The following is a 14,604-nucleotide window of genomic DNA, read 5'->3' as shown; positions in this document are numbered from 1 at the left end:
AGTTTTCGTTGGTATTAGCTCGCCAGAATTTTTACGATCCGCATCCATTCATCGCTGATCTTGGCCTTGTTCTTTACGGCACTCTCCAGCGGAATATAATGCATCTTATTGTTAAGGATTCCTACAAATACATTGTGACGGCCTTCGATCAGGCTTTCCACAGCATGGAAGCCCATGCGGCTGGCGATCAACCTGTCGAGGCAGGAGGGTGAACCTCCCCGTTGAATATGACCGAGGATACAAACCCTGATCTCGGCATTGGGCAATTGCCCGGATATTACTTTCTGCACCTCATCGGCACCGCCAAAATCATCTCCTTCTGCCACAACGATCAGGTTCACCAGTTTTTTCCTTCTTTCTTTCTCTTTGAGTGATTTGATCACATCCTCGATATCGGTCTTGCGTTCAGGGATAAGAATATTCTCCGCTCCTGTGGCGATACCCGAATGCAGGGCGATATATCCGGCGTCACGTCCCATTACTTCGATCACAAAGATTCGGTCGTGCGCATCCATGGTATCCCGGATTTTATCAATGGCTTCTACCGCAGTGTTGACCGCGGTATCAAACCCAATGGTGAAATCGGTGCCATAAATATCTTTGTCAATGGTGCCGGCCAATCCCACACAGGGGATATCAAATTCCTGACTGAATTTTACCGCACCCCGGAAAGAACCATCTCCGCCGATGATAACCAGCCCGTCGATCCCTTTTTTCTTCAGGATCTCATAGGCCTTTTTTCTCCCGGCCGGTTCATAGAATTCCTTGCAACGGGCGGTCTTTAATATGGTACCTCCGCGTTGAATGATATTGGCCACGGACCGGGAGTCCATTTGCACAATATCGTCTTCGATCAAACCCTGGTATCCGCGCATGATGCCGTATACCTCTAAACCATAATAAAGGCCTGTCCGTACCACCGCCCTGATCGCGGCATTCATTCCCGGGGCGTCACCGCCTGATGTCAATACCCCGATCTTAGAAACTTTTTTTGCCATTCTCTGTTCCTTTTAATTGAAAATGTTCATTCTCAGGCCGTAATCGTTGAATAAATCATTGGTTCCGTTCAAAAAATCCACCAAAAATAAGGGATTGTTTTGATAACGATTGGTAGTTATGTATTCTGCCAACTGCCCAATCAGGTGGGGAATTATTAATACTGGATTCTGGATTATTCAGCCCTAAATGGTGTAAAGTTGCGGTATGAAAATCCTGGTCACCGGTGCGAACGGTTTATTGGGCCAATACCTGGTCAAACAGCTGCTTCATGCGGGATATTTTGTGGTGGCCACCGGAAAAGGCGAGAATCGCCATCCGGTGGAGGCACTAAACTGCTTTGTGTATTACGATATGGATATCCTCGACGAACCCACGGTTAATCAGGTGATGGAAAAAGAAAGACCTGAGGTGGTGGTACATGCTGCGGCCATGACCCAGGTGGATGATTGTGAAAAGGACCCCGAACGGGCCGAAGCCGTGAATGTAAAAGGCACTGCCCAGGTGTTAGTAAATGCCGAAGCAATCTCTACACACTTCATTTATGTATCTACGGATTTCGTTTTTGATGGGGAAAAAGGAATGTATGTGGAGACAGATGAATGCAATCCGGTGAATTTTTATGGTTTCACCAAACTCCAGGCCGAGGCCATCACGGAAACAAGCGCCATTCCCTTTGCCATCGTACGTACTTGTCTGGTATATGGGCAACCCCTGCATGGAAAACGATCGAATATATTTACCTGGGTAAAGAACAGTCTTGAATCCGGGCAACCGATCCGGGTAGTGGATGACCAATGGCGTACGCCCACTTATGTGGAGGACCTGGCGAAGGGCATTGCCCTCATCATTCAAAAAAAAGCAACGGGCACTTATCACTTATCCGGCGAAGAGGGTATGAGTCCATTTGAATTTGCTTCCAGGGTGGCAACTCATTTTGGCTTGACCACTTCCCTGATCGAACGTGTAACAGCTGAAAACTTCACTCAACCTGGTCGTCGTCCTCCCAAGACCGGCTTTGAGATCCGGAAAGCGAAATCTGAATTAGAATATGCTCCCCGCGATCTTGAAGAAGGCTTCCGCTCGATGTTCCCCTCCGGGGGTTGATTAAAAACGCAGGCTAATACCTGCTTTTATGAAGAATGGCATACCAGGGGTGTAATGAATCTCCGAAACAGGTGTCGTTTCATTTCTTAACCTGGATTCTGTATCAAACTGGGCTTCGCGCCAATCTGCATCGAGTAGGTTCTCGGCCGACAGATTAAATTCCAATTTCTTCCAGGGGTAGGAGAGCACCGCATCAAGCAGAAAATAACCTTCGGTGCGTACCGAATTGAACTCATTTGCCGGTCGGGAGGTGATCCACCGATAGCGCAAAGAAGCCGTTGGCCCTTTTTCGGGTTTAACACTGAGTCCGCCTGAACTGGTGAATGCGGCAGCCAATGGCACATACGCCTCTTCCTTGGCCACACCCAGCGAACGGGCACGGGTCAGGTTAAGATCCATATCGGCAAAAAGCCAATTATTCATTTGGTATCTGATCATCAGGTCAAGCCCCATCCGTTGTGTCCTTCCACCGGGTTCAATGATACCCTCATCGCCTACATATACAAATTCCTGTTCAGACATCAGGTACCAGGAAGCGGCATGTATCAATAATCCCCGGGTTGGTTTTAATTCCACACCGGCATCAACCGCATATACTTTGGGTAAAATTTCCCTGGCCAGATTGTCCAGGATCACCCGGGTATCATTTGAATGAAAACCAGTACCAACGTTTCCGTATAACCGTAATCCGGCGCTGGGCGTATATTGGATACGGAGTGACGGGTTGAGGGTAGCTCGTGCCTGTTTCCGATAGTTCGTTTCATTTGTCAAGGTATTACGGTAGGCAAATTGCAATTGGTCAAAACGAAGGCCGGCCTTTATCTGTACACGGTTTCCCAATCGGATATCCTTTTCTCCATAAATGAAAATATCGTTCTCGCGTACATCACCCCGTTGAATGGGATCTGTTTTACGGCGGAGCACGGATTTTGTCAATTCAATATCATGTACCCTGTCCGCTCTGAAGCCATATCCGATCCGGGTGGTACTGGGCTTACCCGCCAATTGGCCCTGACGGACAAGAGAACCATTATATCCAAAAAGATCACGACTTTCCCGTTGATTGATCCCATCGCCATCAACCGGGTCATTCAGGAAAAAAGTGAAATTGGAGAAAAGATTGAAATGATATCGTGTATAATAAATCTGATCGGAGGAAATCCAGCCAGAATTCCACCGATGCTGGTATTGTAAACTGGTATTGATACGGCTCGTATTTCCGCCCTCCGTATCATCAATGGCTCCAAACCGGGATATAAGTCCTGATTGTACCGCCCGGTCAGGAATCTGTCCAGAGGCAAACCATTTACTGTCAAATGCAGAGGCCAGAATTGTTAATTGACGTTTATTCCCCTGCTGCAAATGATATTTTCCCAGAACATTAAAACGATGGAAATCCTGGGGGCTTTCAAAATAGCCCTTGTTACGTGCATATTCCGAAGCGATGTAGAATTGTTGTTTGGTTTCGCCTCTCTCCTTATCAATGACTTTGAGTTGTCCGTAGTAACGTTGCAGTCCAAAACGACCGGCCTCCGCTTTCAATAAATTCTCCCGAATGAAATCCCTGGTCTTGAAGGCTACAAACCCTGCAGTGGCCTGATTACCCTGATCAGATTGATAAGGCCCCTTATCAAATTGCAGTTTTTCGATCGTTTCGGGAATCAGGAAATGCAGATCGGCATAGCCCTGTCCATGCGCATGAGACACCATATTCACCGGTATGCCATCTACCGAGAGTCGTATATCCGTACCGTGGTCTATATCAAATCCACGCAGGAATATCTGTTCTGCTTTACCTCCTCCGGCATGTTGTGCCAGAAAGAGCCCGGGTACGATACGTAATACATCCTGTGAAGTATTAACGGGACGCAACATGATATCCACGGCACTGATGGTTTGCAATGCACTTTGCTTACGACTATTGACCCGTATCTCCCGCAGATCAAGATTTGCGCGAAACAGATCGATCAATACTTCTGTTTTCTCTTTTTCCCTCACTTCTACCGGAACAATGGTCGTACGGTAACCAATATAGGAAATCACCATTTCGTATTTTCCGGTGGCAACCGTGTTGATCCTGAATCTTCCGAGGTCATCTGTATGTTCATTACGACCATCTGCTAAGGCAATGCTTGCACCCGACAGGGCTTCTTTGGATTCATTGTCCCTGATCCATCCTACGATCTCGCCTGTCTGCGCAAAGGAGGTGCAATAGATGGTGAGAATAAGTATTGATAAAATGGTCCTTAAAGCAGTTGCCATACGGTCTTTTTGGTAAATACGAGATAAAACTAAATTCAGTTCTCTATTCTCCTATATTAAATATGTTGAGTGGTTGACGCTATTTATTTGGATGGTATAAATCCATTCTTTCTCCAACTCCGTATATCAACTTGTAATTCTATTTATCAGAACATTTTCTGAACAAATCAAACCCCTCAATTTATGAAAAAGAAATTCCTATGGACTGGTTTCCTTGGGTTGCTGGCAGCAGGCGGTATTCTATTTGCCGCGGATCATATCGACGCACCCGCCGTAACCGGCCCATCCAGCGCAAGTCTGGGTACTGATATTACGGACATCTATGCTTTTCAAAGCCCTGCTGACAATAGCAAGATGGTATTTGTGATCAATACCCAGGGTCTGCTTTCTCCAACTGCCACTTCTTCGGCCAGTTTTCCATCCAATGTCATGTATGAAATGAACATCGACAACTCCGGTGATAATGTGGAAGATCTCGTGATTCAGTGTCTTGTCAAGAACAATAAGCTTCGGGTATATGGACCCGTTGCCCCTTCAGCTCCTGGTCTCAATAGCATGGTGATGACCAATGGCACAATGACCGAAACCGATGTGACTGCCTATGGCGCGTCTACATTGAATGTGGGAACTAACAATGGTATCCGTGTTTTTGCCGGTCCCCGTGATGATCCATTCTTCTTTGACCTCGTACGCTTTCAGGAAATATTGGCTGGTACACAAACAGGTTTTCGCAGCCCGGGTGTAGATGCTTTTGCCGGTACGAATGTAATGTCGATCGTGGTCGAAGTTCCGAAGAACCTGCTGGGTTCAGCGGCTACCCTGAACGTATGGGCCGAATCAAAAACTAAATAACCAATTAAATAATAAGATCATGAAATATTTGAATAAAGGAGTTTTATTGTTCTCCCTCGGAGCGCTATTGCTCGCAGGTTGTGATAAGGACGAAAACGAAGATAACTTTGATACCTCTGGTACCTATGTTCAAAAGGACCAAATGGCTCGTCCGGCAGTCAATACCGTATTTGTCAATTCTGCCCGGAAAGACGAGTTCAATACAACTACTCCTGCCTTACAAAATGCCGCCTTCAATACGCAATTTCAGTCTGTATTGACCGGATTTGGGTATATGCAAAATGCGTTGGGTCAGGATAAGGCCACCTTTGCCGGTTTGCTGGCTACGGATGTGCTTAATGTAAAAACGAGCGGCACCACCACCTTTTTCGATGGTACCAATGTACTGACCGGAAGAGCTCTGGCGGATGATGTGATCGATGTGGAATTACTGCTCATCTTTGGCGGTGCCACAGGAGCATCCAATCCTGGACTTACCTCGGATAATGTTGGGGCCAATGATAAGGCCTTTAGTGGGACCTTCCCCTATTTGGCTTCTCCTTTCTAATCCCATTTTAATCATATACACCGCATCCATGATGCGGTGTATTTTTTATACAGGTTATGAAAAATGCAATTATTTTCAGTTTGCTTTCGGTTATTCTTTTGATTGGCTGCCGTCAAGATGAGAAACTCGTTCAGGAGCAGGATTATTTACACCTTATTCAACAGGATGAGCCGGTAAAGAAGGCTATTGCGGAAATGGAGACCGATATTCAGTTTTGGGCAAACAGGCTTCAGCGGGATACAGGAAACTACATCGATCAAATGCAATTGGCCAACCGCTGGAACCGTCTATTTCAGCTAACAGGGGAGATGGCCTATTTGCAAAGGGCGGATTCATTGCTCAATCGGGTCTTTGCTTTTTTAGGAAAGGATGATCCAGAATTTCTTGTCCTGCTTTCTCAGCAGGCGATTACCTGTCATCGGTTTAACCAGGCCTCCTATTTATTGGATCAGGCCCGAATGACCGGTGGGGCAGGACACCTGGTGAACCTGGTTTCCTTTGACACCCAAATGGAATTGGGACAATTCAAGGAAGCCAATGCCTCCTTGGACCGGATCGCCGATAAGGAGTCCTTTGACTATTTTATCCGGCGGTCACGATGGGAAGATCATCGGGGGAATGGAGATGAAGCCATTGAATGGATGGAAAAAGCGGTGGACTGGGCAAAGGGAAGGGCACTTACAGCTCTTCACCTGTGGGGCTTGTCAAATCTGTCGGATATGTATTTGCACAATGGATATCCCAATAAAGCGGTGAAAGGGTATAAGGAAGTACTGCGCCAGGATGGAAAATATATCCATGCACTTCGTGGATTGGCCTGGGTCGCATTTTCTCATGATAAAAATGCAAAAGCCGCAGAATCGATTCTCCGTTACCTGCAGCAGCAATATACTATGCCCGAGCTCTATCTGGAGCTTGCGGAAATCAAAGACTGGCAAGGGGAACATGATTCAGCCCAGGTTTTCCGTTCCATGTTTATTAAAAAGGTGGATGACTCATTTCAACGTCCCATGTATGCCAAATACCTGATCGATTGTTTTGCGGAAGATTCATCGACACTTGATGTTGCCCTTGAAATGGCGCTTACTGAACGAAAGAACCGGGCGACGCCCGAAACAGCATCCTGGCTGGCCTGGTGTTATTTTAAAAAGAATAATACCAAAGAAGCGGTCGATCTGCTTAAGAGCCAGGTAGAAGGAATGACCTTTGAACCGCATGTACTGTTGCAAATGGCCATGATCTATGCAGAGGACGGACAGGAAAAGAAAGCGAAAGATATCCTGGCCCAATGCAATGGAGCCGAATGGGAGTGGGGGCCCCTGAAACAGGCTGAATGGGAAAAATTGAATAAACGGATATAAAAAAAATCCCTGCCAGTACGCTGGCAGGGATGCGTTATCCGTGTATGGCTACTAATTGTTTTTTAAGAATTTTTCCGAAAGCACCGTAGAGGTGTTGCTAAACCGCACCAGGTAAACTCCCGCAGGCCAGGAACTGGCATTGAGCGAAAACTCATTCAATCCCTTTTCCACGTCTACAGTCATTTTAGTTACCAGATTACCAGCAGTATTATAAACCCCGATCTCTCCCTGGCCTTGTTCGGGTGCTATCAACCGGAAACTCACCTTATCCGTCACTGGATTGGGGTAGGGTTTCTGCATGGTAAAGGTAGCTTTGAAATCTTTTTTAATGGATACTACACGAGAGTATTCCACTCTGTTGTCCCGGTCTACAACGCGGATACGATACAGGTTGTCCTCACTTATCGCCTGGGTATGGGTATAGGTATAGGTTTGAACAGTATTTGAATTTCCAACGGCTGGTTTAGAATCGATGGTTGACCAGGTGCGGCTATCAGCGCTATACTGAATTTCAAAATGCGATACATTCTGTTCAGTAGCTGTTTGCCATATAAGTTGAATATCCTTGTCATTTGTCTTCTGTGCACGGAACGAAATCAATGTGGCTGGAAGGGCAACATTGTTGAAGATAGTTTTTGCGGCAGCGGGGCTCGCATCACTGTCACAGGTAGAACTGCTAAAGTTTCCGGAAAATCCATCCGGTAAAATATTGGCAGAAATGGTGGCGGAAGTGGTCGCGTTATTGCCTACTACAATATTAAAGGAAAAGGTTCCTGCAAGAGAACCGGTGTTTCGTCCATATCCATCGGAGGGATCACCATTTGAGTCGTCGTCATAATATATGCCGGGGCCAGCAGTACCAGGACCGGATCCAGCATGGCCATTACTCCAAATCCATCGGGCATTTCCAGGAAAACCGGTACGCGTGAAATTCAAAGGAGTGGCAAAACTGAAATTACTTCCGAGGTTGATCTGAATACCATGCCACCAGTTTGAACCGGAACGGCTATATGTACCACTGATCGTGGCGGTTACTCTGACCACAGAACCTGGACGATATGGATTTGCCGGAGTGCCGTCACCCTGGCCGGTGACCAGGCTGGTAGAGCCTACAAAATTTCCGCTTGCACTGCATTGAGCCAGTGCCAAATGGGAATTGACAAGTAAATAAAGGAGGAATAGGGGTACAATTCTCATCATGGGGTATTGGATATTTAATAGGTGAAAATACTTAGTTAACCTAGTAAATGCAAACAAATAACGATAAGTGTATGCACTTATTTCATCCAATAAAAAGAGAAGAATATCTCTTTATTCCCAATCAACTGAAAACCAGTCGATTGAATAAAAAATTAAATTTGTAATTTAAAGAATTACTGTAGGGTAGGATTGTGAATTTCTGCCATCATACAGCGGGCGCTGCCGCCTCCGTTCGCCTCAATACTGTCGAGGGGGGCATGGAGGATCCGGTTATAACTACTTAGTTTTTCGACCTGGGCCGGATGCAGGGAATGGAAAGCCTGGGAGGACATGACAAGTAATTTTTCACCATCCTGATTGGCTATCTGTAGCATATTTCCGGCGAAATGGTTCATTTGGTTGAGGTCAATTTCCAGGATCTCTTTTCCAGAGGCCAGGATCACGGAACGGACCAGTTCTTTTTCGGTTGGATCGGGTAGGGCATCCAAACAGATCACCACGTATTTATCTGCCACACACATCATCACATTGGTATGGTAAATGGGTTTTCCCTCCTGGTCTAAAGCATAAAAGGCGACAGGTCGGTATCCACTGATCTCGCAGAACGATTGGAGGACTTCGGGATGGGTTCTTTCAGAAAGACAGGCATACGCGATCTTGTTTTCGCGATCGAGTACCATGCTTCCCGTTCCTTCGAGGAAACCAGATTCATTCTCATACCCAGTCAGGTCATGTTTGGTTTTTACTTCAAACTTTTTCCCGATCGCCTCCAGCACGGTTGGTTTTCTCTCCTGTCTCCGGTTGAGGGCAAACATGGGATAGAGATAGATCGATCCATCCGCATGAAAAGACACCCAGTTATTGGGGAATATTGAATCGGGAGTATGGGGTGTATCGGTATCCTGTACCACGGTTACGTCCACGCCATTTTTTCGGAGGAGGTCCACAAAGCCATCAAATTCCACCAGTGCTTTTTGCTGAATCACCGCGGCTTCTTCGTTGGGGGCTTGTTGAAACGCATTGTTCACGGCTGTTTCGGGGTTATACCCAAAACGCACCGGTCGGATCATCAATATGTGGGATGTTGTTTGCATGGCTTAGATTTCATCGCGTAAAATAGGCATACTCATACAGTGGAAACCACCTCTGGCCCTTGACAATTCAGCCGATGGCATCAGGATCAGGGTGTCTTCCAGGTCATCGGGTTTCAGGGCACCAGACTCAAAATCCTGGATCAACTCCGCAGCTTCGCGGATATTAAATCCATTTTCGCGGAAGGCTTCCACGGTCTTATCATTCCTGTCGTATCCTAAAACCACCCCCTCTTTCAAGGCCAGAAGGTTACAGGAGTCTGTCCATTGTTCCCGTGCATCAAAAGGAAATTCATTATTACCTGAATAGATGAACCGCACCTTGTCGCTGCACTTCAGGTCATTCTTGCTGATATCGATCAGCAGTTCCTCCAGGCTCTCAAATGGAACCGGATTGGCAATGTCCTTTTTCCGAAACTGAATTATTTTGATCTTTTCTTCTTTCCGGGGCATATCCAGAACTTTCTGTACCGGGTCGGCATCCTCCTTCCGGATGGATTTTTTGGAGAAAATGCCGAGCATGACCCATACATTTCTTTTTACCTGGGTAAAGACCGTATCGATATGCATATAATCCCGTTTGCGGGGAATACGTACCACCGTGATCTTTTTGACCACGCCTTTTTCAAACAACAGGTTGATGGCCTGGTGGGCAGCTTCCATTGAGGTCCGTTCGCTGACCCCGATCAATAAATGGTCAGGGGTTACAACCATCACATCCCCTCCCTCCAGGGTCACTTTCTTATCGTCGGCGTCCCGGGGCATCAGAAAATGGTAACTGGTGTCCGGAAGTTCGATCACCTTGTCATGGTAATCCTTAAACAGGGGGTGATTAAAAAAGATGTATTTCATCAACAGGGCCTCACGCACCCTGGCTTTTTTGGCGGGTTTGTTGAGTAAGATGAATTGGTTGATGACGATCCCGATATCCCGGGTAAAGATAAAATTGGGGATGGGGGCAAAGATCATTTCCTTTTCGTTCAGCGTACCACTGATAAAGGCCTTGGCCAGTTGGGTAGGACTGAGTCCGGTCAGACCAGTTTGTGTTTCATAAGAACAGCCTTCTACTGCACACACAGAAGCTATGAGTTTCAATCGAATCTCGCGATCTTCTAAAATTTCACTTAAAAGCCATTGGATCTCGATTACCTTGTCGGACCGAAAGAAATTTTCATTATCCGGTTTATAAAATACCCGTCTGTTGTCCAGCGCATCGATCTCGGTTAACCGCCCTTTGATCTTTTCCGGGTCAAGGAAATAGAGCAAAAGTTTGGTATAATAATCGTACTCCTTTCTGCGGATCGTTTCCAGGTGTACGATATCCTCAAAAAGCCAGTCCTGAGCCTTGGAAGGGACCACTTTTCCCAAACCGCTGTCTGGACTATGCACAAGAAGACGTCGTAACCGGCCTATTTCTGAACCGACCTGGATCTTAGATTTGTTTTTACTCATGATCGCTGGATTTTTCCGCAAGGGAATATGAACAGTTGTAAGCAAAATTAGCACATTGCGGCCAACCCGCTCTTTTCCAATCCTGTCAAAATCGACAAATGTCCTTAAAATTTTATCCCAACAGATGTGAATAAATCGTTTATTACCAATCCTTTTATGTACCATCAATCACCTATATTCGCCGCTATAAAACAGGAGGAAACGTGCGTTTAAAAAGTTTAGAGATCAAGGGTTTCAAGAGTTTTGCGGACAAGACCCTGATCAATTTTGATGAGAGTATCACCGGAATCGTGGGACCAAATGGATGTGGAAAATCCAATATTGTGGATAGCATCCGGTGGGTGATCGGCGAACAAAAGATCAGCCACCTGCGATCAGAGAACCTGGAGAGCCTTGTCTTTAATGGCTCCAAATCCAGAAGTGCCAGTGGTCTGGCAGAGGTCAGCCTCACTTTTGAGAATACCAAGAACCTGCTCCCCACCGAATTTAATACGGTTACGATCACGCGGAAATTTTATAAAAGTGGCGAGAGTGAATACCGGTTGAATGATGTGCAGTGCCGGTTAAAAGATATCCAAAACCTTTTCATGGATACCGGTGTCTCCACCGACAGCTATGCCATCATCGAATTGGGCATGGTGGATGACCTGATCAAAGACAAGGACAATAGCCGCCGCCGTATGCTTGAGCAGGCTGCTGGGATATCCATTTACAAAACCAGAAAGAAAGAGGCAAAACTTAAACTGGATGCGACCGAACAGGATCTGGCCCGTATTGAGGACCTCCTGTTCGAGATCAACAACCAGTTGAAAAGCCTCGAAAGCCAGGCCCGTAAAGCCGAGAAATATTTCGAGGTTAAAAAAGAGTACCGGGAAGTCAGCATTGAGCTGGCCAAGGCCGCTCTCGAAGGCTTCAATATCACGTTTAAAGAACTGAATGAACAACACCAGGTAGAAACGGATAAACGCCTGCAACTGGAAGCTGTGATCGCAACAGAGGAAGCCTCCCTGGAAGGAGAGAAGTCGGGTTTTGTGGAAAAGGAGAAGGAGCTCCAGTCCATGCAGCATGCCTTTAACCAATTACAACAAAATGTGCGGACCCGGGAGAATGACAAGAACCTGGCGGCACAGAAACTGCAATACCTCCAGGAAAAAGAAAAAGGGTTACAGGATTTTCTTCAACGCGCCGATGGACAGATCAAAGGCATTGAAGAAAGCATTTCTTTTACCGAATTACAGGTGAATGAGGAAGAAGGAGGATTTGAAACACTGAACAATGAATTTTCCCTGGTTTCCGAGCAAGTGGACCAGCAACGTGGTCAGCTCGGGGAAAAGCGGAATAATCTTGACCTGCTCCGTTCTGCTCACCAGCAAACCCAGCGGCAACAATTTGAATCAGAGAAAAAGGCTGCGGTTTCTGAAACATCCATTCAGAATATTCAACGCGCGCTCTCCCAGGTTGAAGAGGAAAAGGCCAGACGGGAGGACCAGCGGCACCAGCTCTCAGAGGAAGTACAGGTGAAGGAGAAAGAGCTTCAAATCAAGAAGACCGATCTGGAGCAACTTCAGCAGCACCACGATTATACTAAAGAACAGATATTACAAACCCAGTCAGTCCTTGAAGGGCTGCGGAGCGAACTCGCGGAAGAAAACCGCAAACTGGATTCACGCAAAAATGAGTACGACCTGCTGAAGAGCCTGATCGATACCATGGAAGGCTATCCTGAAAGCGTGAAGTACCTGCATAATAACCCTGAACTGGGTTATACAGCCCCCATTCTGTCGGATATCCTGTATGTGAAGGAAGAATACCGTACTGCCCTCGAGAATGTACTGGAACCTTACCTCAGTTATTATGTGGTAAATAATCTGCAGGATGGTTTGAAAGCCGTTCACCTGCTGGATGCCAACAAAAAAGGGAAGGCTAATTTCTTCCTGCTGGATAAGTTTGAAGATAAAGCAGCCACTGTTTCTGATCATACACTCTCACATGCCATTCCGGCTCTTCAGGTGGTGGAAGTGGAAGGCCGTTACCGTAAACTGGCGGAACACCTCCTGGGTAATGTCTTCATTGCGGATAATGAGGAAGCGCTAAATAATTCCAACGGATTCGTGGTGATTGAAAAAGAGGGCCGCTATGTAAAAGGGAAATATTCCCTGACCGGTGGTAGTGTGGGTCTCTTTGAAGGAAAGAAGATCGGACGGGCCAAGAATCTCGAAAAACTGGCCGAGCAGATCGATGCACAGGCCATTGTGGTGAATGCCCTCCGTGAAACGATCCAGCAACGACACAATGAAGTGATCGCTTTTAATGAAGACCTGCGTGAGAATGCCATCCGGGAAACAGAAAGAGAGATTCAACAGCTTACCAATACCGTTTTCTCCCTCCAAAACAAACTGGAGAACCTGCAGGCCATGCAACAACAAAGCGAGGCACGCCTGGGTGAATTGAACCAGCAATTGCAACAATCCCAGCAATCACTGGAATCGGTACGGGTAGAACTAGCCGGTTTTGTGGAACAGTTGAATGAAAGCGCGGTATCCCTGAGCCGGGCAGAGGAATTATATAAAGAAGAAGAAGGTTTGTTCAACGATACCCTGGCCCGTTATAATGAATTCAACCTGCAGGTGACCAAACAGCAGAGCAAGATCGCCGCCTTGAAACAGGAAAGAGAATTCAAAACCAACCAGCTCAACGAACTCCTGCAACAGGTGGAAGGCAACCGAGCCCAACTGGAAGCCACCACGACTGAGATCGCCGAATCACAGGCGCGACTGACCGCATTGGATGAAGAGCTGCTGACCCTGATCAGGCAAAAAGACGAAGAAGAGAGAAAACTCAATGAGGCCGACCAAGCTTATTATAACTGGCGGAACCAACTTTCCGAAAAAGAAAGTGAACTAAGACATAAGACCAAGGAGAAAGAACAGGTTGAACACCTGCTCAATGAGATCAAAGACCGCCTGAATGAAGTGAAACTTCAGTTGGCCGGTATGAAAGAGCGTTTGAGCGTGGAATTCAGGATCAACCTGGAAGATATACTGGACGAAGCCCGAACCGGTGAAACACCTGTTGAGGAACTCCAGGAAAAAGTGGACAAGATGAAACGCCGGCTTGAGAACCTGGGTGAAGTAAACCCTACCGCCATTGAGGCCTTTCAGGAAATGAAAAAGCGGTATGATTTCATCCTGGAGCAAAAGAATGACCTGGTGTCTGCCAAGGAGAGCCTGATGCAAACGATCCAGGAAGTGGAAGCGACCGCCAACCAGAAATTTCTGGAAACCTTTCATGCAGTACGGGAGAACTTCCATAAGGTCTTTAAGACCCTGTTTACCGAAGATGACCAGTGTGACCTTATACTCGAGAACCCCGAGAACCTTGCCGAAACCGGCATTGATGTAATTGCCAAACCCAAGGGTAAACGTCCCACTTCACTCACCCAATTGAGTGGGGGAGAGCGCACACTTACGGCAACGGCCCTGCTCTTTGCGATCTATTTGATTAAACCAGCCCCCTTCTGTATCCTTGACGAGGTGGATGCACCGCTTGATGATGCCAACGTGGGTAAGTTTACCAATATGATCCGCAACTTTAGCGAGAACTCCCAATTTATCATTGTTACCCACAACAAGACAACCATGAGCACCGTAGATGTGATCTATGGGGTGACCATGCAGGAGCCTGGTGTGAGTAAGCTGGTGTCGGTGGATTTTAGGAACCTCAGTCAGAATTAAGG

The 14,604-nt window shown here is 46.7% G+C and carries 10 protein-coding genes; 5 read left to right on the top strand and 5 right to left on the bottom strand.

Features of this window, described 5'->3' with window-relative positions:
- Nucleotides 1–14: 14 nt before the first annotated feature.
- Nucleotides 15–998 (bottom strand): 6-phosphofructokinase, encoded by a 984-nt coding sequence (gene pfkA, locus J0M30_11335; GenBank protein ID MBN8668087.1) that lies wholly within the window; start codon nt 996–998, stop codon nt 15–17.
- Between the two features lie 205 nt (nt 999–1,203).
- Between pfkA and rfbD the strand changes: the two genes are divergently transcribed.
- The gene (gene rfbD / locus J0M30_11330; GenBank protein MBN8668086.1) at nt 1,204–2,103 is read left to right on the top strand and encodes a dTDP-4-dehydrorhamnose reductase; all 900 of its coding nucleotides are present in this window, start codon (nt 1,204–1,206) and stop codon (nt 2,101–2,103) included.
- Here the strand turns inward: rfbD and J0M30_11325 are convergent, their stop codons facing one another.
- Nucleotides 2,104–4,365 carry a TonB-dependent receptor gene (locus J0M30_11325; protein ID MBN8668085.1) on the bottom strand — a complete coding sequence of 754 codons (2,262 nt, stop codon included), beginning with the start codon at nt 4,363–4,365 and terminating at the stop codon, nt 2,104–2,106. It lies immediately after the preceding gene.
- A 183-nt stretch (nt 4,366–4,548) separates the two neighbouring features.
- Between J0M30_11325 and J0M30_11320 the strand changes: the two genes are divergently transcribed.
- From J0M30_11320 to J0M30_11310, 3 genes are read left to right on the top strand one after another with little or no spacing between them, the layout of a single operon-like run.
- Nucleotides 4,549–5,217, top strand: a complete 669-nt coding sequence (locus tag J0M30_11320) for a DUF4331 family protein (protein ID MBN8668084.1) — start codon at nt 4,549–4,551, stop codon at nt 5,215–5,217.
- Between the two features lie 19 nt (nt 5,218–5,236).
- On the top strand, nt 5,237–5,764 hold the full coding sequence (locus J0M30_11315) for a DUF4331 family protein (protein MBN8668083.1): 528 nt from the start codon (nt 5,237–5,239) through the stop codon (nt 5,762–5,764).
- Nucleotides 5,765–5,820: 56 nt separating this feature from the next.
- Nucleotides 5,821–7,125: a hypothetical protein gene (locus J0M30_11310; protein ID MBN8668082.1), complete on the top strand. Its 1,305-nt coding sequence runs from the start codon at nt 5,821–5,823 to the stop codon at nt 7,123–7,125.
- 51 nt (nt 7,126–7,176) lie between these two features.
- On the opposite strand, the gene J0M30_11305 is transcribed toward J0M30_11310, so the two are convergent.
- From J0M30_11305 to J0M30_11295, 3 genes are all read right to left on the bottom strand, one after another.
- Nucleotides 7,177–8,325 carry a T9SS type A sorting domain-containing protein gene (locus tag J0M30_11305; GenBank protein MBN8668081.1) on the bottom strand — a complete coding sequence of 383 codons (1,149 nt, stop codon included), beginning with the start codon at nt 8,323–8,325 and terminating at the stop codon, nt 7,177–7,179.
- A 173-nt stretch (nt 8,326–8,498) separates the two neighbouring features.
- Nucleotides 8,499–9,419 (bottom strand): amidinotransferase, encoded by a 921-nt coding sequence (locus J0M30_11300; GenBank protein MBN8668080.1) that lies wholly within the window; start codon nt 9,417–9,419, stop codon nt 8,499–8,501.
- A gap of 3 nt (nt 9,420–9,422) precedes the next feature.
- Nucleotides 9,423–10,868, bottom strand: coding sequence for an amidinotransferase (locus J0M30_11295; protein MBN8668079.1), 1,446 nt, complete (start codon nt 10,866–10,868; stop codon nt 9,423–9,425).
- Between the two features lie 203 nt (nt 10,869–11,071).
- Between J0M30_11295 and smc the strand changes: the two genes are divergently transcribed.
- A complete protein-coding gene (gene smc / locus J0M30_11290) occupies nt 11,072–14,602 on the top strand; it encodes a chromosome segregation protein SMC (GenBank protein ID MBN8668078.1) in 3,531 nt (1,176 codons plus the stop codon).
- Nucleotides 14,603–14,604: the final 2 nt, after the last annotated feature.

The organism is Chitinophagales bacterium (genome assembly GCA_017303415.1).
Taxonomy (GTDB): Bacteria; Bacteroidota; Bacteroidia; order Chitinophagales; family Chitinophagaceae; genus SpSt-398.
The sequence above is the reverse complement of the archived record's forward strand: the minus strand, read 5'-3'. Positions and strand labels throughout refer to the sequence as shown.